Here is a 19,724-nt window from a genome sequence, read left to right as displayed (position 1 = left end):
TGAAAAAATTATTTAGATTTAATATAGTTCTTCCCGTTAGCTTTCGGACCAGCAGCTTTTCCAAGGAAAAGAACGAGCACGATGATCGTCAAGGCATAAGGCGCAGCTTGTAAGTAAACCGCTGGAATGGAAGAGATGATTGGCAGCTGGCCACCTACGATACTGATGTTTTGCGCGAAACCGAAGAAAATCGCTGCTCCCATCGCACCAAGTGGATTCCATTTACCAAAGATCATCGCAGCCATCGAGATAAACCCTTGACCGGCGATCGTTGTCACAGCAAAGCGACCCGCGATCGATTGAGCAAACAAGGCACCGCCCATCCCACCAAGGAATCCAGAGATCAAGACGCCTGAGTAACGCATCACGTAAACATTGATCCCTAAGGTATCAGCTGCTTGAGGATGCTCACCGACAGAACGAAGACGCAACCCAAAGCGTGTTTTGAAAATCACGAACCACGCGATCACTGAGATCAAAATGGCGAAGTACGCCGGTAAGAACGTTTGATTAAAGAAAATCGGGCCAATGATAGGAATATCTTTAAGAATCGGGAAATTGAAATACCCCAATGTCCGTTGGATGTTATCGGTTTGCCCTTTGTTGTAGATCGCTTTAACTAAGAACACGGCCAAAGCTGGTGCCATCAAGTTCATCACCGTACCACTGATGATGTGGTCTGCACGGAAGTTGATGGTTGCCACCGCATGCAGCAAGGAGAAAACCACACCGACAAGTCCGCCGACGAGCATCCCTAACCACGGTGTCCACGCACCAAATTGTGACGCAAATTCAATATTGAAAACAATCGAGCTAAAAGCACCCATAACCATGATTCCTTCAAGACCCACGTTAACGATCCCGCTTCGCTCTGAGAACACGCCACCTAGCGCCGTCAAAATCAGAGGAGACGCATAAATCAATGTTTGAGTGACGATCGAAGAAATTAAACTAATATCCATTAGATGGTTCCTCCTTCCTGATCTTGATCGTTTGGTTGGGCTTCAATCTCCTGTACGACCAGCGCTTCTTTTTTGCCGTCAAAGATTTTTGCCAACAAGAAACGAATCACAAAACTGATCGCTACGAAGAAAATAATAATTGCGATATTAACATCAACTAATTCAGATGGAATACCTGCAAACTGCATGCCTTGTCCACCTAATTTCAAAATACTGAACAAGAGGGCTGAAAGCAAGATTCCGATCGATGAGCCGCTTCCTAACAAGGATACAGCCATACCGTCAAACCCGATGCTTAATGATGACCCTTGAACGAAGAAGTTTTCAAACGTTCCTAGTCCTTGAACGACTCCACCTAATCCGGCAAGTGTTCCAGAGATGATCATGGAGATAATGATCGTCCGTTTGCTACTCATCCCAGCATATTCAGAAGCGCTTGGGTTCAAGCCCACCGCGCGGATCTCATAACCAAGAGTGGTTTTTTTCATCAAGAACCAAACCAAAACTAAGAAGATCAAGGCTAAGAAGATCCCCAAGTTCAAGCGAGAGTTGCTCGTGATGCTTGCTAGAAACGGGGTCTGCATGGAGGCATTTTCCCCCACCATTTTCGTGACCCCTTTTGTCGTGATCATGGATTCGCTCATCACATTATTGACTAAATGGTTCCCCGTATAAAGCAAGATATAGTTCATCATGATCGTCACGATGACTTCACTCGTACCAAAGAATGCCCGTAGGAACCCAGGAATCGCAGCTGCGATCGCCCCGCATAAAGCCCCTACGATCACGGCTAATGGCAAGACCACCAACCGAGGCGCATCCGGCATCGCTAGTGCGACCCAGATACTGGCAACCCAACCTGCTAGCGCTTGACCAGAAAGACCGATATTGAAGAATCCCGCTGAGTTTGCAACGGCAAATCCAAGAGCGGTAAAGATCAATGGTCCTGCTGTAACAAAAATCTCACCAATGTTGCGGGCATTTAACCCACCTGTTTGTCCGTTGATAAAAACGGTCCGGAACATTTGTGTATACCCTGTGATCGGGCTGTAGCCGAAGGCCGCCATGATGATTCCGCCAAGGACGAATCCCAACAAGACAGCGATGATCGGCACTAATATATTGCGGATCTTTTCTTTGCGGTTATTCAACCGAACCACCTACTTCCTCCATTTGCAGCTCTCGTCTTGCTTCCTCCAAGGAGTACCCTGCCATCAACAAGCCAAGCTCTTTCTCTGATGTTTCTTTCGGATCAACGACCCCAACGATCTCACCAGCATGAATAACAGCAATGCGGTCTGATACATTCAAAATTTCATCTAATTCAAAGCTGACTAATAAAACAGCTTTGAACTTATCCCGTTGTTCAATCAAGCGTTTGTGGATAAATTCGATTGCTCCGACATCCAACCCACGGGTCGGATTGGCAACGATCAATAGATCAGGATCGCGGCTGATTTCTCGTGCGATAATCGCTTTTTGTTGATTCCCGCCGGACAATGCCCGTGCCGGTACGATCTCATTGACTGTTCGTACGTCAAATTCTTGAATCAAGTCACGAGCAAACTCGTTGATCTCTCCATAGTCCAAGACACCTGCATTACTCAAAGGTTTTTTGTAGTAGGTTTGTAAGGCGATGTTTTCTGATAACATCATATCCAAGACAAGCCCGTATTTATGGCGGTCTTCTGGCACATGACCAACGCCGGCTTCGGTGACTTTCCGAGGCTTGAAGTTGGTGATGTCATCGCCATTCAGCAAGACCTTGCCACTTTCGACTTTCCGTAAACCAGTGATGGCTTGTAACAGCTCTGATTGCCCATTGCCATCGATACCAGCAATCCCCAATACTTCACCTGCACGTACTTCTAAGCTTAAGTTTTTGACTGCTTCTAAGCCACGGTTTTCTTTTACAACTAAGTTTTCAACAGAAAGCACGACTTCTTTTGGTGACGCCTCTTTCTTCGGTGTCTTGAAGGACACAGAACGACCAACCATCATATCGGCCAACTGTTGGGAGCTGACGTCTTTGACATTGACAGTGCCGATCCCTTGCCCCCGACGGATAACTGTACAACGGTCTGCCACCGCTTTGATCTCATCCAGTTTGTGGGTGATCAAGATGATCGATTTCCCTTCACGCACCAATCCGCGCATGATCTCGATCAGTTCTTCGATTTCTTGCGGTGTCAAAACTGCCGTTGGTTCATCAAAAATCAGTACATCTGCGCCGCGGTAAAGAGTCTTCAAGATCTCTACCCGTTGTTCCATCCCGACAGAGATGTCACGCACATAGGCATCTGGATCAACCGATAAACCATATTGTTCAGAAACTTTTTTGATTTCTTTGCGGGCTTTCTTGCGATCTAACACACCGAGATGATGGGGTTCGCTTCCCAAAATGATATTTTCTGTTACAGTAAAGGCGTCTACCAGCATGAAATGCTGATGCACCATACCGATCCCCAATTTGTTTGCTGCGGTCGGACTCGTGATATTCACTTTTTCACCATTCATCCAGATTTCACCAGATGTTGGTTCCAATAATCCTGACAGCATATTCATCAAGGTCGACTTGCCCGCTCCATTTTCACCAAGCAATGCGTGGATTTCTCCCGGCCTTACTTGCAAGTTGACATCGTCATTGGCTTTGAACGTTCCAAACTCTTTGGTGATATGACGCATTTCTACAACATATTTTTCCTCAGCCAAATTACTCACATCCTTACTTTCTAATTCGCTTATACAAACCATTCATCATGTCAAAAAAATAATTGCTATTGCTTAGGATGATTACTATCCTCATGAAAACCCGTAGCTTTCATCAACATAGTAATCCAATGACGATCATCTTGCCCTAAACTAGGGCAAGATAACCGAAAAGAACAACTTTATTTTTCAGGTGTTTCTGGTACTTCTACTTTGCCGTCGATCACGTCTTGTTTCGCTGTTTCGATCGCTGCTTTGGCATCATCTGAAAGGAACCCTTCAGTAATGTCTACACCGCCATCTTTCAAGCCGTAAACAATATGTTCGCCGCCAGGGAAGTTGTCTTCTAACGCACGAGTTGAGATATCTTGTACCGCTGCGCCAACACCTTTCAATGTTGAAGCCAATGTAAAGTTATCTTCTTTGCCGTCAGCAGTTGTGTATTTTCCTTCGTCTTGTTGATCGCTATCCACACCGATGACCCAAACTTTTTTGTCTTCTAGGTCTGCTTCGTTCAATTGTTCATTGATTGCTTTTGCTTCTTGGAAGACACCTGCACCAGTACCACCAGATGCGTGGAAGATTACGTCAACGCCACTTTGGTACATTGAAGCTGCCAATGCTTTCCCTTTAGCAGGATCACCAAATGATGCTGCATATTGAGGATCAACCGTGATTTCTTTGCCTAATTTTTCAGCTGCATCTTGAACGCCCTTCATGAAACCAGCTTCGAAACGGTCGATAACGACGCCTTCTTCACCACCGATGAAGCCGACTTTGTTTGTTTTGGTTGTATACGCTGCGGCAAAACCAGCTAAGTAAGCTGCTTCGTTATCTTTAAATGTTGCTGAAACAACGTTGTCTTTGCCTTCGATCACATCATCGATGATCCCGAATTGTGTATCAGGGTTTTGGTCAGCTGCTGCTGCGATTGAATCTTTCAATAAGTAACCTACACCGAAAACTGTTTTGAAACCATTTTGAACGGCACCATTTACGTTGGTTGTGTATTCTGAAGCTTCATTTGATTGCACGTAGTCATAACCACCAGCACCGCGAGCGATCCCGTGTTCCTCACCCCATGCTTCTAAGCCTTCCCACGCTGATTGGTTGAATGAACGGTCATCCACCCCACCGATATCGGTAACGATTGCGACACTATGCGCTGCATCAGTCGTACCGTCTGCAGAACCTCCGCCAGTTGAATCAGTTGAACCTGAATTTCCTCCGCCACAAGCACCAAGTAAAGTCAACCCAGCTACTGCAACAATACCTAAACTAAATAATTTTGCTTTTTTCATTGCTGTAAAGCCCCCTAAAAATATAGTTTTTTTCAACAGCCGCATCGACTGAATGAACATGGTTTATAAATCTTTGTTCGTGAAGTAATAAGGCAATAGGCCTTCTACCGTGGTTTCTTTGATGACACCATCATCGCCGACTAAGGTCACCGGCATATCTGGCGCACAAAATTCCACCATGACCTGGCGGCAAGCACCGCAAGGAGAGATCGGTTCTGGCGTATGACCCGCCACAACCAAATGTTGAAACTCTTTTTCGCCTTCAGAAACGGCTTTGAAAAAAGCGGTTCGTTCTGCGCAATTTGTTAAGCCATATGAGGCATTTTCAATGTTGATCCCTTGATATATCGTACCATTTTTGGCAACGAGACAAGCACCGACCGGAAACTTAGAGTACGGCACATACGCTTTATCTAAGGCGGAAACGGCGGTGTCGATCCACTCTTTTTTCGCTATTGTCATTGTCTTCCCCGCTCTTATTTTTATTTTTTGCTGCTTTACTTAATAATGCTAGGCTTAGTAGCCAGCACCTGTTGAGCCAGTCACGATAGCAACACTTGCGCTTGTTCCTAAGCGGTTTGCGCCCGCTTCGACCATAGCTGCAGCTTCTGCTTCGTTGTGGATACCACCAGAAGCTTTGACACCCATTTCTGGTCCTACTGTTTCACGCATCAAGCGAACATCTTCAACGACTGCTCCACCAGTTGAAAAGCCAGTTGAGGTTTTCACGAAATCTGCACCAGCAGCTTTGGCTAATTCACAGGCTTTGACGATTTCTTCGTTGTCTAATAACGCTGTTTCAATGATTACTTTGACAAGCGCTTTGTCTTTGGCCGCTTCAACGACTGCTTCGATGTCTGCTTGAACTTTTTTGTATTGTTTTGATTTCAAGGCACCTACGTTGATTACCATATCGACTTCATCTGCGCCGTTTTTGATCGCATCTGTTGTTTCATAAGCTTTGACCTCAGATGTGTTTGCTCCTAAAGGAAACCCGATCACGGTACAAACAGCCGTTGGTTCGCCTTGTAATTTTTCTGCTGCTAATGAAACCCACGTTGGATTGATGCAGACAGAATAGAAGTGATAGGTTTTTGCCTCTTCGATGATTCGTAAAACATCTTCCTCCGTTGCGTCTGCTTTCAAAATCGTGTGGTCGATCATGCGATTCAATTCCATTTTTATTCGCTCCTTATTCTGTAATAATGTCATGGATCAATGGCGGTTCTGCGCCATCTTCCCCAATTTCAATATTTTGGTCGATCAATGCTTTGACATCCTCGATTGCTTCGGTATTGCTATAGATCGTCAATAGCGATTCTCCTTCGCTTACGGATTCGCCAACTTTCTTATGCAATTTGATGCCCACTGCATGGTCGATGTCTTCGTCTTTGGTCTTACGACCTGCCCCTAACATCATCGCCGCGATCCCTAGCTCATTGGCAACTAATTTCGTCACCACGCCGCTAGTTTTCGCTGGGACTTCCACTTCATATTTCGCTGTCAAAATCTTGCTCGGGTCATCGATCACTGTAGCGTCTCCGCCTTGGTCTGTGATCATCTGTCTGAATTTTTCTAACGCTTTGCCTGAATGCAGAGCTTCTTCCAATAGTTGGCGTGCTTCTTCCAATGAATCAGCTTTTTTCGCTAAAACGACCATTTGGCTGCCCAGTGCATAGCACATTTCTTCCAAGTCTTTCGGTCCTTTTCCTTGCAGCGTCTCAATGGCTTCCACCACTTCCAAACTGTTGCCGATCGCTTCCCCTAAAGGCTGTGACATATCAGAAATGACTGCCATCGTTTGGCGGTTTGCCAATTTTCCGATGCGGACCATCGTTTGGGCTAAGCGTTTGGCATCCTCCAAGTTTTTCATAAAGGCGCCATCGCCTGTGGTTACATCTAACACGATCGCATCGGCACCTGCCGCGATTTTTTTACTCATGATCGAGCTGGCGATCAATGGGATCGAACTAACCGTTGCCGTCACATCTCGTAAGGCATACAGTTTTTTGTCTGCAGGAGCTAAATCTCCTGATTGACCGATCACGGCCACTTTGCTTTCATTGACTAATCGGATAAAGTCGGCTTCAGAAAGCTCGATTTTAAATCCAGGGATCGCTTCAAGCTTGTCTAAGGTCCCACCAGTATAGCCTAAGCCGCGCCCAGACATTTTCGCAACTGGTACGCCAACACTAGCCACTAATGGCGCTAAGATCAATGTGGTCGTATCACCAACACCGCCAGTCGAATGCTTATCGACTTTGATTCCTTCAATTGAGGATAGGTCGATCACTTCACCAGAATTTGCCATTGCTAGCGTTAAGTTCGTGATCTCTTCATCTGTCATATCTACATAAAAAATAGCCATCAACAAGGCACTCATTTGATAATCTGGAATACTTCCTTCAGTATACGCAGTTACAATGTAGTCAATTTCTTCCTTCGTCAATGACTTGCCGTCACGTTTCTTTTCAATTAAATCCACCATTCGCATCGAAATGACCCTCGCTTCCTTTAACATTATACAATAATTTTTCGTAGGGTAAACCACTTTAGTAAAACAGTTTACTAAATATCGCAAAACTATGAAAACACTTACAAGAAGAAATATACCGCATTATTTCTCGCTTGTCAATGTCTTCACGCTCTCACGAATAATTAATTTTGTATCAAAAATCTTATTTGGAATTCGCCGTGTCGGAAACTCAATGGCGTCCACTAGAAACTTCGCTGCGGTAAACCCGATCTCAAAAGTCGGCTGCATGACCGTGGTAAGCGGTGGTGTGATGTATTCCGATAATTTCAAGGCATCAAAGCCGATCACCGAGTAGTCTTCTGGTACTTTTTTGCCCGCCTCATAAATCGCTTGATAACAGCCGATCGCCATGGCGTCGTTGCCGCAGAAAAACGCTGTGATCTCTTTGTACTTCAATAATTCCTTCGTTGCTTCGTACCCACCGGTAACCGTTAATTCAGCATTTTCTACATATCGGCCTTTAAAAGGGATCTGATGATCCTTTAAGGCATGGCGATAGCCATTGAACCGTTCCTCTAATTGATAGTAGCCGGTGATTTCTTTGAGCATCGCAATGTTGCGGTGACCATTTTTGATCAAATAGCTAACAGCTTGGTAGGCACCTTCGTATTCTTTCACGATCAAACGACCATTGTCCCGCTGATTGATCCCACGATCGACTAAAATAATTGGTCGGTCATCAAAGAACCCGCTCTTCAAGGAATAATCCTCTGGCAGCAAATGCGGCGTCGCTAATAAGATGCCATCTACCGAACGATGAGACAGTTCATTCAAATATTGAACCTCTTTTTCTTGGCTGTGGCGCGAATTGCATAACACTAACATGTAACCTAGTGGATTGAAATAACTTTCCGCCCCTTCAATGACTTTAGAGAAAAAGAAATCCGTCACATCAGGCACGATCATTCCGATCGTTTTTGAATGGCGGTTGATAAGATTCGAAGCAAAAAAATCCGGCTTATAGTGATATTTATTTACGATATCTAAGACCCGCTTTCGGGTTTCTTCACTAAAACGGCTGCCTTTATTGTTTAGGATCTGCGACACGGTCGTGACAGAGACGCCAGCCATTTCAGCAATCTGTTTAATCGTCAATTTCATCTGCTTCTCTCCTCTCTTGCCTAAAGTGTAGCAAATTTTTCTCAAAAAAAATAGCACACTTTCAACAAGTGTGCGACTTTCTTTTTCGTTGATCAAAAGTGGCCCGCTGATACAGACAGCTCTTTTAGCGGAGCTGCGATTGCCCCAAAGGCTGATGACAACAGGCTTTTTGAGAAACCAACTGGTCCAGTTGCCGCTAACCAGTGCTTGTCTTGGCGATGCCTTTGATCTGTTGAGAATCAAGGAGCAGCTACGCTTCTTTTACGCTTTGAATGATGTAATAGCCTTTGTCTTTTTTGATGATTTCGGCATTGCCAAAGGTCTCTTGCATTTTCTTTTGAGCACTCGGCGCCCCTTGTTTCTTTTGGATCACGATCGTTAAAGTCCCGCCTGCTTTAAGCAAAGGAAACGCCCCCGTCAAAATCTCATGAACGACTTCTTTTCCTGCCCGAATCGGTGGATTGCTAAGGATCGCCGCATAAGCAGGTTGATTTAATTGGGCATAGATATTGGATTGATGGATATCTACCTGTTCAATGCCGTTACGCTTGGCATTGCCTTTTGCCAAATCCACTGCCCGCTGATTGATATCGATCATCTCGACAGGTCGTTGACTCGCATGAGCTAACGCTAAACCAACAGGTCCGTAGCCGCAACCAACGTCCAGCAGACTTCCTTCTGGCAGCTCCCCCCACTCAAACGCATCGATCAACACCCGCGAGCCATAGTCCACCGTGTCACGGGAAAACACCCCGCTATCTGTCACAAAATGAAACTTCTTTCCTCTTAATTCAAACGACCACTGCTCAAAATCATGGGCCGTATCAGGATTTTCTGTATAGTAATGATTACTCATGGTTATGCTCCTTTCTTCTATTTCCTCTTCGCTTGTTTTTTCTACTGGTTTCTACTAGTTTTTCCTTGTTTCTTCTATTCGAACAAGTGAACGTAGTGAAAACATTAGTAAAAAAGCCCAGCAAGATTTGCCTGCTGCTTCTTTCTAATCATACCGAAAAACAGCCAGAAGTAAACGCCCAGCAAAAAAAACAACGAAAAAACAGTTTTTTGTTGTTTCTGCAAAGGAAATCATGTCTTTTTTCCAAGTTCCGCAAGTTTCTATGGTAAAATACTTTCGAACAGTGGCCTATCGCTTCTAATAGAAACCGATGATGCCGCAAAAAAGGAGCCTACTATGCAAGAAACCATGAATTTTTATCAAATTCCTCGTGAGCAATGGCAAGGGTTTTATACGAACGGCATGATGCCTTTCACTCAAGAAGAATTGGATAATATCAAAAGTTTGAACGACCGGATCTCGGTCCAAGATGTGGAAGATGTTTACGTGCCTTTGTGCCATCTGATCCATCTTTATATGAAAGAGTTTGAATCCTTGACCCTCAGTAAGGGACTCTTTTTACACCGCTACGTCAAAATGCCGCCTTTTATCATCGGCATCGCTGGAAGTGTCGCCGTCGGCAAAAGCACCACCGCACGGCTCGTCCAAAATTTGTTGGCCCGTTTGTTTCCCCGTAGAACCGTCCAACTGATCACCACTGACGGCTTTTTGTACCCGAACGAAGTCTTGGAAGAACGCGGCAGCTTGAATCGCAAAGGATTTCCAGAAAGTTATGACATGGAAGCCTTGATCAACTTTTTGAATGCGGTCAAATCAGGAGAACCAGACATTCAGATCCCCGTCTACTCCCATGAAGTCTACAATATTATTCCTGATACGTATGAAACGATCAGTCAACCAGATATCTTGATCGTGGAAGGCATCAATACCCTGCAACTGCCTGCCAACCAACAAATCTATATCAGTGACTTTTTTGATTTTTCAATTTTCGTGGATGCCCAACCAGCACTGATCGAAAAATGGTATTTGGAACGATTTGAATCATTACTAGACACTGCCTTTCAAGATCCCAGCAATTATTATTACCAATATGCGATCGGGGATCGCAAGGAAGCGATTAAAATGGCAAAAGAAGTATGGAAAAATGTGAATTTAAAGAATTTACACGAGTATATCTTGCCTACACGCAGCAGAGCCGATATAATTCTTCATAAAACAAAGCACCATTTGATCGATGAAGTGTTCTTGCGCAAGTATTGACCGCTTCATTTTTATGATTATGCTGTTGAAAAGGCCCAGCCTTTTTTCAATAAAAACTAAAAGAATTGAGGTAATTTATTGTGACAAACGTTGACACTTTGCCAAACGTCGAAAAAATTATCGTACTTGATTACGGTAGTCAGTACAACCAGCTGATTACACGCCGTATTCGTGAGTTCGGTGTTTTCTCAGAATTATTGAGCCACCGCATTACCGCTGAAGAAGTAAAAGCGATGAACCCAAAAGGGATCATCTTATCTGGCGGACCAAACAGCGTCTACGACGAGAACTCTTTCGGCATCGACGAGAAAATTTTTGAGTTAGGCATCCCAGTTTTAGGGATCTGTTACGGCATGCAGTTGATTACTTATAAATTAGGCGGAAAAGTTGAACCTGCCAAAAACCGTGAATACGGCAAAGCAGAATTGGAAGTCACTTCTGATGCAGCGGCCCTTTTCCAAAACACGCCCGCAACCCAAACCGTGTGGATGAGCCACGGAGACTTGGTCACTCAAGCACCTGCAGGCTTTGATGTTGTGGCGACGAGCAAAGATTGCCCGATCGCTTCTATCCAAGATGCCGAGCGCAAAATGTACGGTATCCAATTCCACGCAGAAGTTCGCCATTCAGAATACGGCAACGACTTATTGCGTCACTTTGCCATTGACGTTTGTCAATGTACAGGTGATTGGACAATGGACAACTTCATCGATATGGAAATCGCAAAAATCCGCGAACAAGTGGGCGACAAAAAAGTCTTGCTTGGTCTTTCCGGCGGGGTCGATTCTTCTGTCGTTGGTGTTCTTTTACAAAAAGCGATCGGCGATCAACTGACTTGTATTTTTGTTGACCACGGCCTCTTGCGTAAAGGCGAAGCCGAGCAAGTAATGGAAAGCTTAGGCGGCAAATTCGGCTTGAACATCATCAAAGTTGATGCCAAAGAACGTTTCCTATCAAAACTTGCTGGGGTTTCTGATCCTGAAGAAAAACGCAAGATCATCGGAAATGAATTCGTGTACGTCTTCGATGATGAAGCAACCAAACTAGCTGGCGAAGAAGGCGTTTCTTTCCTTGCCCAAGGAACCCTTTATACCGACGTCATCGAATCAGGAACCGAAACTGCGCAAACCATCAAATCTCACCACAATGTGGGTGGTTTACCTGAAGACATGCAATTCAAATTGATCGAACCATTGAACACCTTGTTCAAAGACGAAGTCCGTGAATTAGGGACTCAACTTGGTATGCCAGACAGCATCGTATGGCGCCAACCATTCCCTGGACCAGGTCTAGGCATTCGTGTCCTTGGCGAATTGACAGAAGAAAAACTAACGATCGTCCGCGATTCGGACGCAATCTTGCGGGAAGAAATCGCAAATGCCGGCTTAGACCGCGACATTTGGCAGTACTTCACCGTCTTACCAGGCATCCGCTCCGTCGGTGTCATGGGTGATGGCCGGACCTACGATTATACCGTCGGCATCCGTGCAGTCACTTCAATCGATGGCATGACCGCTGACTTTGCCCGCATCCCATGGGAAGTCCTACAAAAAATCAGCGTCCGCATCGTCAACGAAGTCGCACACGTCAACCGGATCGTGTACGATATTACGAGCAAACCACCTGCTACTGTGGAGTGGGAATAACCAAGCGACACTCTATACACTGAAAAACGTTGATATTACGCCGTTTAGGTAAAACTCATAAGACTTTCTGGGACCAAAATTCATTTGAATTGTCGCCAAGATTGTCGCCAAAAACTCTCACCGAATGATTGTCGGTGGGAGTTTTTATTTAGGCATTAGCCATTAGAGTGCGTGAAACGCGCGAATTATAATGAAGATGCCTAGAGATTTCCTTTAGGTATATTTCTAGTCGATCGGGCTTCACTACGTTGGCATGGTGTATAATATAGAGGTACAATCGTGTCATTAAATGTGTAGGAACTAAAGGTGGAAGGAAACTACAAAACCTATCTAGAATTAATGTTATAATCAATGTATAAGAAGAAAATTTGGAGGTATACAAATGTCAAGTGCAGCACAACGTGCCGAATTACAATCTCAAATCTGGAAAATAGCCAATGATGTCCGTGGCTCAGTAGATGGATGGGATTTTAAACAATACGTTTTAGGAACGCTATTTTATCGTTTCATTAGCGAAAATTTTTCTAGCTATATTGAAGCGGGAGACGAAAGTATCAAATATGCAGAACTTGATGATGATATTATAACGAAAGAAATAAAAGAGGATGCCATTAAAACAAAAGGTTACTTCATATATCCAAGTCAGCTATTTGCTAATATTGCGAAAAACGCCAACACAAATGAAAGTTTGAATACGGATTTAGCTACTATATTCTCTGCTATTGAAAATTCAGCAAATGGTTATCCATCTGAACTAGATATTAAAGGGTTATTTGCTGATTTTGACACTACAAGCAATAGATTGGGCAATACTGTAAAGGACAAAAACAGCCGATTAGCTGCTGTTATTAAAGGCGTTGAAGGGCTTAATTTTGGTGGTTTTGAAGATAGCCAAATTGACCTTTTTGGTGATGCCTATGAGTTTCTAATATCTAATTATGCTGCAAATGCTGGTAAATCTGGAGGAGAATTCTTCACACCGCAGAGTGTGTCTAAGCTTATTGCTCAATTAGCCATACACAAGCAAACGACCATTAATAAGATATATGACCCTGCAGCCGGTTCAGGTTCATTGCTATTACAAGCAAAGAAACAGTTTGATGCTCATATTATCGAAGATGGTTTTTATGGACAGGAGATTAACCATACTACTTATAACCTTGCTCGTATGAATATGTTTTTACACAACATAAATTACGATAAATTTAATATTGCTTTAGGAGATACGCTTCGAGATCCTTACTTTGGTGACGAAAAACCTTTCGATGCTATTGTATCTAATCCACCTTATTCCGTAAATTGGATTGGTAGTGATGACCCAACACTTATTAATGATGAAAGATTTGCTCCAGCAGGCGTATTAGCCCCAAAATCTAAAGCCGATTTTGCCTTTGTACTTCATACGCTTAGTTACCTTTCAAGTAAAGGTCGTGCAGCTATTGTTTGTTTCCCTGGTATTTTTTACCGTGGCGGTGCAGAGCAAAAAATTAGAAAGTATCTGATTGATAATAACTTTGTTGAAACCGTTATTTCATTAGCACCTAACCTTTTTTATGGGACTTCTATTGCGGTTAATATCTTGATTCTTTCTAAGCATAAAACCGATAATAAAACTCAATTTATTGATGCGAGTGGCGTAGATTTCTATAAAAAAGAAACCAATAATAACATACTTACAGATGAACATATTGAGCAAATTGTAAAATTGTTTGACAGTAAAGTAGATTTTGACCATGTTGCAAAATCTGTTGATTATGATGAAATCGTTGAAAAAGATTATAACCTATCTGTGAGCTCCTATGTGGAAGCCAAAGACACAAGGGAAGTCATTGATATAAATGAGTTGAATGCAGAGATAAAAACGACTGAAGCAAAGATAGACCAACTTCGTGCTGAAATTGATGACATTATTGAGGTGATTGAATCATGATTAAGCCGAATTATATGGATAAATTGCTTGATGGGGTTGAGGTTGAGTGGAAGCCTTTAGGGGAAGTTGTAAAAATAAGGAATGGTAAGGATTGGAAAAAACTAAGTGTTGGTAATATACCTGTTTATGGGTCAGGTGGAGTTATGGCTTATGTAGATAAATTTGCTTATGATAAACCTACTGTTCTAATTCCAAGAAAAGGTTCGATTACAAATATATTTTATGTTGAAAATCCCATTTGGAATGTTGATACGATTTATTACACAGAAATTGACACCAATCAACTTACACCTAAATTTTTCTACTATTACATGAAAACTATTGATTTAATGAAATTAGATACAGGTTCTGGCAGACCTAGCCTTACTCAGGCTATTTTGAACAAAATACCAATACCTATCCCACCTCTAAAAGTACAAGAGGAAATAGTCCGTATATTGGACAGCTTCACAGAGCTTACAGCAGAGCTTACAGCAGAGCTTACAGCAGAGCTTACAGCTCGTAAAAAGCAATATACCTATTACCGTGATAAGTTGTTGACTTTTGAAGAGGGCGAGGTTGAGTGGAAGACTCTTAATAACATTGTTGAATTTAGAAATGGGAAAGGTCATGAGAAAGTTATTGTTGATGACGGGAAATATATTGTGGTTAATTCGAAATTTATATCAACAAACGGAAAAGTTAAAAAATATTCTAATGAGCAAATTTCACCTTTGTTCACTAATGATATCCTTATGGTTATGAGTGATTTACCAAACGGAAGGGCTTTGGCTAAGTGTTATTTAGTTTGCGAAGATGACAGATACACTTTGAATCAACGGATAGGAGCCTTTAAAAACGTAGAGAAAAAAAAAGTAAACACAAAATATTTATTTTATGTATTGAATCGAAATAGGCAATTACTTAAATATGATAATGGAGTAGATCAAACTAATTTGAAAAAAGATGATATTCTTAACATCCAAATTCCCATCCCACCACTTGCTGAGCAAGAGCGAATCGTTTCAATCCTAGATTGCTTTGATACCCTAGTTAACGATATTACATCAGATTTACCTCGTGAAATAGAGTTGCGTCAAAAGCAATATGAACACTACCGTAATATGCTACTTGCGTTTCCGAAAAGTGAGGTAGAAGCTTAGTATGTGGAAAAGTTTAAATGAAATTGCCCAACAGTTAAAAGATAATGATAAAAAAGTTCAATTAATCTATGCCTTTAATGGAAATGGAAAAACAAGACTTTCAAGAGAACTGAAATTGTTAGTTGCACCTAAAGACAATATAGAGACAGACGAAACGGGGTTAGCTAGCAAAAAAATCATTTACTATAATGCTTTTACGGAAGATTTGTTCTATTGGGATAATGACTTAGAAAATGATGTTGATTTAAAACTCAAAATTCATCCCAATTCTTTTACTGAATGGGTACTTAACGAACAGGGACAAGATCAAAATGTGATTAGTCATTTTCAGAATTATACCGATCGTACATTAACACCTAAGTTCAATTCGGATTTCTCGGAAGTTACATTTTCTTATGAACGGGGAAATGAAGAACCTTCTTCAAACATTAAAATTTCAAAAGGTGAGGAAAGTAGCTTTGTTTGGAGTGTTTTTTATAGCTTACTTAAACAAGTTATTGATGTATTAAATATAGCTGAGCCAAGTGAACGAGAGACAGATAAACTTAATCATTTGGAATATGTGTTTATTGATGATCCTGTAACTTCATTAGATGATAACCATCTGATTCAGCTGGCTGTAGACTTGTCTCATTTGATCAAAAAAAGTGATTCCGGACTAAAGTTTGTTATTACAACTCACAATCCTATTTTTTATAATGTGCTCTATAATGAAATTAATAAAAAGACCTGCTACATGCTAGACCGTCAAGAAGATGGCACTTTCAAATTAGAAGAAAAACCAGGAGACTCAAATAAGAGCTTTTCATATCATTTGCATTTGAAGAAGACGATAGAGGAAGCCATTGAGAACAATCAAGTACAAAAATATCATTTCACTCTTTTAAGAAATCTATATGAAAAAACAGCTAGTTTTCTTGGATTTCCATACTGGTCAGACTTATTACCTGATAACAAACAAACTTATTATAATCGTATTATTCAATTTACAAGCCATTCTACATTAGCTAATGAAAGTGCAGCAGAGCCGTCTCCTCAGGAAAAACAAACAGTTAGGCTATTATTCGATCATTTGATAAATAACTATAGCTTTTGGAAGGAGGCATAAAGATGTGCAACTATAAATCCATTGCAGAATCAAATCACTATATCGTTTTAGATAAATATAGCAAGATAGCAGAACAAGGGGTAGGCTATCAAACGGAAGCTAATTTAGAACGAGAACTGATTCAAGATTTAGTAAATCAAGGTTATGAACATTTGCCTAATTTAACCACTCCTGAACAGATGCTTGATAATGCTCGTGTGCAGCTGCAAAATCTTAATCATGTGCAATTTTCAGATGCTGAATGGTTTAGATTTTGTGAGCAATTTTTAGATAAACCGAGTGACAACCACATATATAAAACCCGGAAAATTCATAACAATTATATTTATGACTTTGTTTTTGATGATGGGCATATTCAGAACATCTACCTAGTAGATAAAAAAAATATTGCCAATAATAAAGTGCAGGTTATTTCGCAATTTGAACAAAAAGGAACGCATGCGAATCGATATGATGTTACCATCTTAGTCAATGGCTTACCTCTAGTACAAGTGGAGCTCAAAAAGCGTGGGGTTGCGATCCGTGAAGCCTTTAATCAGGTTCATCGATACAGTAAAGAGAGCTTTAATTCGGATAACTCTCTGTTTAAATATTTACAGATTTTCGTCATCTCTAATGGTACAGATAGTCGTTATTTTGCAAATACGACGAAACGTGATAAGAACAGTTATGACTTTACTATGAATTGGGCCAAAGCGGATAATATCCTAATTAAAGATATAAAGGATTTCACGGCTACATTCTTTCAGAAAGATACTTTATTGAATGTGCTACTGAAATATTCCGTATTTGATGTGAGCGACAACCTGCTGGTTATGCGACCTTATCAAATTGCCGCGGCAGAAAGAATATTATGGAAAATTAAAAGTGCATACCAAGCAAAAAAATGGAGTACCATTGAAAGCGGCGGATATATTTGGCATACAACAGGTTCGGGAAAAACGCTTACGAGTTTTAAAGCAGCTCGCTTGGCTACTGAACTGGATTTTATCGATAAAGTTTTTTTTGTTGTAGATCGGAAAGACCTGGATTTTCAGACGATGAAAGAGTATCAGCGTTTTTCTCCTGATAGTGTTAATGGTTCAGAAAGTACCGCAGGATTAAAGCGTAACATCGAAAAAGATGATAATAAAATTATTGTGACGACGATTCAAAAACTTAATAACCTAATGAAAAGCGAAACAGAGTTACCTATATATAATAAGCAAGTGGTATTTATTTTTGATGAAGCTCACCGTTCACAATTTGGTGAAGCTCAAAAAAATATCAAAAAAAAGTTTAAGAAGTTCTATCAATTTGGATTTACAGGCACACCTATTTTCCCGGAGAATGCGTTAGGTTCTGAAACGACTGCTTCTGTCTTTGGGCGAGAGGTACACTCTTATGTCATTACGGATGCCATTAGAGATGAAAAGGTTTTAAAGTTCAAAGTAGATTATAACGATGTACGTCCCAAGTTCAAAACGATCGAAAAAGAACAGGACGAGAAAAAGTTATCGGCAGCAGAAAATAAAGAAGCACTACTACATCCTGAACGCATCAAAGAAATTTCTCAATATATTCTTAATAATTTCAGAGTAAAAACCCATCGTCTAAACGCGAATGGAAAAGGATTTAATGCCATGTTTGCTGTGAGCAGTGTCGATGCAGCTAAACTCTACTATGATTCATTAAATAAATTACAACAAGGAAGCAATAACCCCCTTAAGATTGCTACAATCTTCTCCTTTGCAGCTAATGAAGAGCAAACTGCGATAGGTGAAATTCTTGATGAAACTTTTGAACCTTCAGCAATGGATAGTAGTGCAAAGGAGTTTTTAAGTTCAGCCATCAAAGACTACAATGCGATGTTTAAAACCAACTATGGCGTAGAAAGTAAAGAGTTTCAAAATTATTATCGTGACCTTGCTAAACGAGTAAAAGACAAAGAGATTGATTTGTTAATTGTTGTTGGAATGTTTTTAACTGGTTTTGATGCACCTACATTAAATACTTTATTTGTTGATAAAAATCTTAGGTATCATGGTTTAATGCAAGCTTATTCGAGAACAAATCGTATTTATGATTCCACCAAAACTTTTGGAAATATTGTTACTTTTAGAGATTTAGAACAAGCAACTATAGACGCTATTACTCGTTTTGGAGATAAAAACACTAAAAATGTGGTTTTGGAAAAAAGTTATAAAGAGTATATGGAAGGATTCGCTGATGTGGTAACGGGTGAAGCCCGTCGTGGTTATGCAGATGTAGTCAGAGAATTAAAGGAACGTTTTCCTAATGTTGATGAGATTGCTACTGAAAAGGATAAGAAAGAATTTACTAAACTATTTGGTGAATATTTGCGTATTGAAAATATCCTACAGAACTATGATGAATATTCGGCTTTAAAAGCTTTACAAACAGTAGATATGACTGACCCTAAAGCTTTAGAAGAGTTTAAGGCTACTCACTATGTAACGGATGAAGATATAGCTATTATGCAAGAGACTCAAGTGTTAGAAGAAAGAGCTATTCAAGATTATCGTTCTTCATATAATGATATTCGTGATTGGTTTCGTCGTGAAAAAACTGGAAAAGAAAAAGGAAATGCCTCTATTGATTGGGATGATGTTGTCTTTGAGGTAGATCTTCTGAAATCCCAAGAGATCAACTTAGATTACATTCTTGAACTTATTTTTGAACATAACAAAAAGGTGAAAGATAAAGCATTCTTGGTTGAAGAAGTTCGCCGATTAATTCGTTCTAGTGTAGGAAACCGTGCAAAAGAAAGCTTGGTAGTTGATTTTATCAACCAAGCTGATTTAGATAGTATTCAAGATAAAGCAAGTATTATTGACGCCTTTTTCTCATTTGCTCAAACTGAGCAAAAGCGTGAAGCAGAAGAATTGATTAGTACTGAAAATCTGAATGAAGATGCTGCAAAAAGATATATTTTGACTTCATTAAAAAGAGAATATGCCAGTGAAAATGGAACGGAGCTTAATGAGGTTCTTCCTAAAATGAGTCCTCTCAATCCTCAGTATTTAACAAAAAAACAGAGCGTTTTTCAGAAAATATCTGCCTTTGTCGATAAATTTAAGGGAGTAGGCGGAAGGATTTAATAAATTCAAAATAGCGGTTAAACTCCTAAATATTTGGGTGTCCTTCTAAAGGCACAAAATTTCATTGGTGGT

The 19,724-nt window shown here is 41.0% G+C and carries 15 protein-coding genes; 6 read left to right on the top strand and 9 right to left on the bottom strand.

All coding sequences use genetic code 11. The features are described 5' to 3' along the window. Positions 1–8: 8 nt before the first annotated feature. From IGI69_RS01225 to IGI69_RS01185, 9 genes are all read right to left on the bottom strand, one after another. Positions 9–962 (bottom strand): ABC transporter permease, encoded by a 954-nt coding sequence (locus IGI69_RS01225; RefSeq protein WP_005232556.1) that lies wholly within the window; start codon positions 960–962, stop codon positions 9–11. Then, entirely contained in the window at positions 962–2,113 is a 1,152-nt protein-coding gene (locus IGI69_RS01220) for an ABC transporter permease (protein ID WP_005226844.1), read from the bottom strand. Before IGI69_RS01220 ends, IGI69_RS01225 begins: the two co-directional genes overlap by 1 nt. After that, a complete protein-coding gene (locus tag IGI69_RS01215; RefSeq protein ID WP_005232559.1) occupies positions 2,106–3,716 on the bottom strand; it encodes an ABC transporter ATP-binding protein in 1,611 nt (536 codons plus the stop codon). Before IGI69_RS01215 ends, IGI69_RS01220 begins: the two co-directional genes overlap by 8 nt. Before the next feature lie 137 nt (positions 3,717–3,853). After that, positions 3,854–4,972 carry a BMP family lipoprotein gene (locus IGI69_RS01210; RefSeq protein WP_015508805.1) on the bottom strand — a complete coding sequence of 373 codons (1,119 nt, stop codon included), beginning with the start codon at positions 4,970–4,972 and terminating at the stop codon, positions 3,854–3,856. Positions 4,973–5,035: 63 nt separating this feature from the next. Next, positions 5,036–5,434 carry a cytidine deaminase gene (locus tag IGI69_RS01205; RefSeq protein ID WP_005226837.1) on the bottom strand — a complete coding sequence of 133 codons (399 nt, stop codon included), beginning with the start codon at positions 5,432–5,434 and terminating at the stop codon, positions 5,036–5,038. A 54-nt stretch (positions 5,435–5,488) separates the two neighbouring features. Beyond that, the gene (gene deoC, locus IGI69_RS01200) at positions 5,489–6,151 is read right to left on the bottom strand and encodes a deoxyribose-phosphate aldolase (RefSeq protein WP_005226835.1); all 663 of its coding nucleotides are present in this window, start codon (positions 6,149–6,151) and stop codon (positions 5,489–5,491) included. Positions 6,152–6,164: 13 nt separating this feature from the next. Further along, a complete protein-coding gene (locus IGI69_RS01195; RefSeq protein WP_438739435.1) occupies positions 6,165–7,466 on the bottom strand; it encodes a pyrimidine-nucleoside phosphorylase in 1,302 nt (433 codons plus the stop codon). A gap of 123 nt (positions 7,467–7,589) precedes the next feature. Beyond that, entirely contained in the window at positions 7,590–8,609 is a 1,020-nt protein-coding gene (locus IGI69_RS01190; protein ID WP_005226832.1) for a LacI family DNA-binding transcriptional regulator, read from the bottom strand. Positions 8,610–8,859: 250 nt separating this feature from the next. Further along, positions 8,860–9,465, bottom strand: a complete 606-nt coding sequence (locus IGI69_RS01185) for a class I SAM-dependent methyltransferase (RefSeq protein WP_422704973.1) — start codon at positions 9,463–9,465, stop codon at positions 8,860–8,862. 336 nt (positions 9,466–9,801) lie between these two features. Here IGI69_RS01185 and coaA point away from each other — a divergent pair, with 336 nt between their 5' ends. From coaA to IGI69_RS01155, 6 genes are all read left to right on the top strand, one after another. Continuing rightward, positions 9,802–10,725 carry a type I pantothenate kinase gene (gene coaA / locus IGI69_RS01180; RefSeq protein ID WP_005226828.1) on the top strand — a complete coding sequence of 308 codons (924 nt, stop codon included), beginning with the start codon at positions 9,802–9,804 and terminating at the stop codon, positions 10,723–10,725. An 80-nt stretch (positions 10,726–10,805) separates the two neighbouring features. Beyond that, complete coding sequence (gene guaA, locus IGI69_RS01175; RefSeq protein ID WP_008376418.1) at positions 10,806–12,371, top strand: glutamine-hydrolyzing GMP synthase; 1,566 nt, start codon at positions 10,806–10,808, stop codon at positions 12,369–12,371. A 382-nt stretch (positions 12,372–12,753) separates the two neighbouring features. After that, positions 12,754–14,301: a type I restriction-modification system subunit M gene (locus tag IGI69_RS01170; protein ID WP_438739432.1), complete on the top strand. Its 1,548-nt coding sequence runs from the start codon at positions 12,754–12,756 to the stop codon at positions 14,299–14,301. After that, positions 14,298–15,443: a restriction endonuclease subunit S gene (locus IGI69_RS01165; RefSeq protein WP_438739430.1), complete on the top strand. Its 1,146-nt coding sequence runs from the start codon at positions 14,298–14,300 to the stop codon at positions 15,441–15,443. Before IGI69_RS01170 ends, IGI69_RS01165 begins: the two co-directional genes overlap by 4 nt. Before the next feature lies 1 nt (position 15,444). Beyond that, complete coding sequence (locus tag IGI69_RS01160; protein ID WP_438739428.1) at positions 15,445–16,551, top strand: anticodon nuclease; 1,107 nt, start codon at positions 15,445–15,447, stop codon at positions 16,549–16,551. 2 nt (positions 16,552–16,553) lie between these two features. Continuing rightward, a complete protein-coding gene (locus IGI69_RS01155) occupies positions 16,554–19,652 on the top strand; it encodes an HsdR family type I site-specific deoxyribonuclease (protein ID WP_438739426.1) in 3,099 nt (1,032 codons plus the stop codon). Positions 19,653–19,724: the final 72 nt, after the last annotated feature.

The organism is Enterococcus sp. DIV1083b, from assembly GCF_051713705.1.
GTDB lineage: Bacteria > Bacillota > Bacilli > Lactobacillales > Enterococcaceae > Enterococcus_D > Enterococcus_D casseliflavus.
Note: the sequence above shows the minus strand (reverse complement) of the source record. Positions and strands in the feature narration are given on the sequence as shown.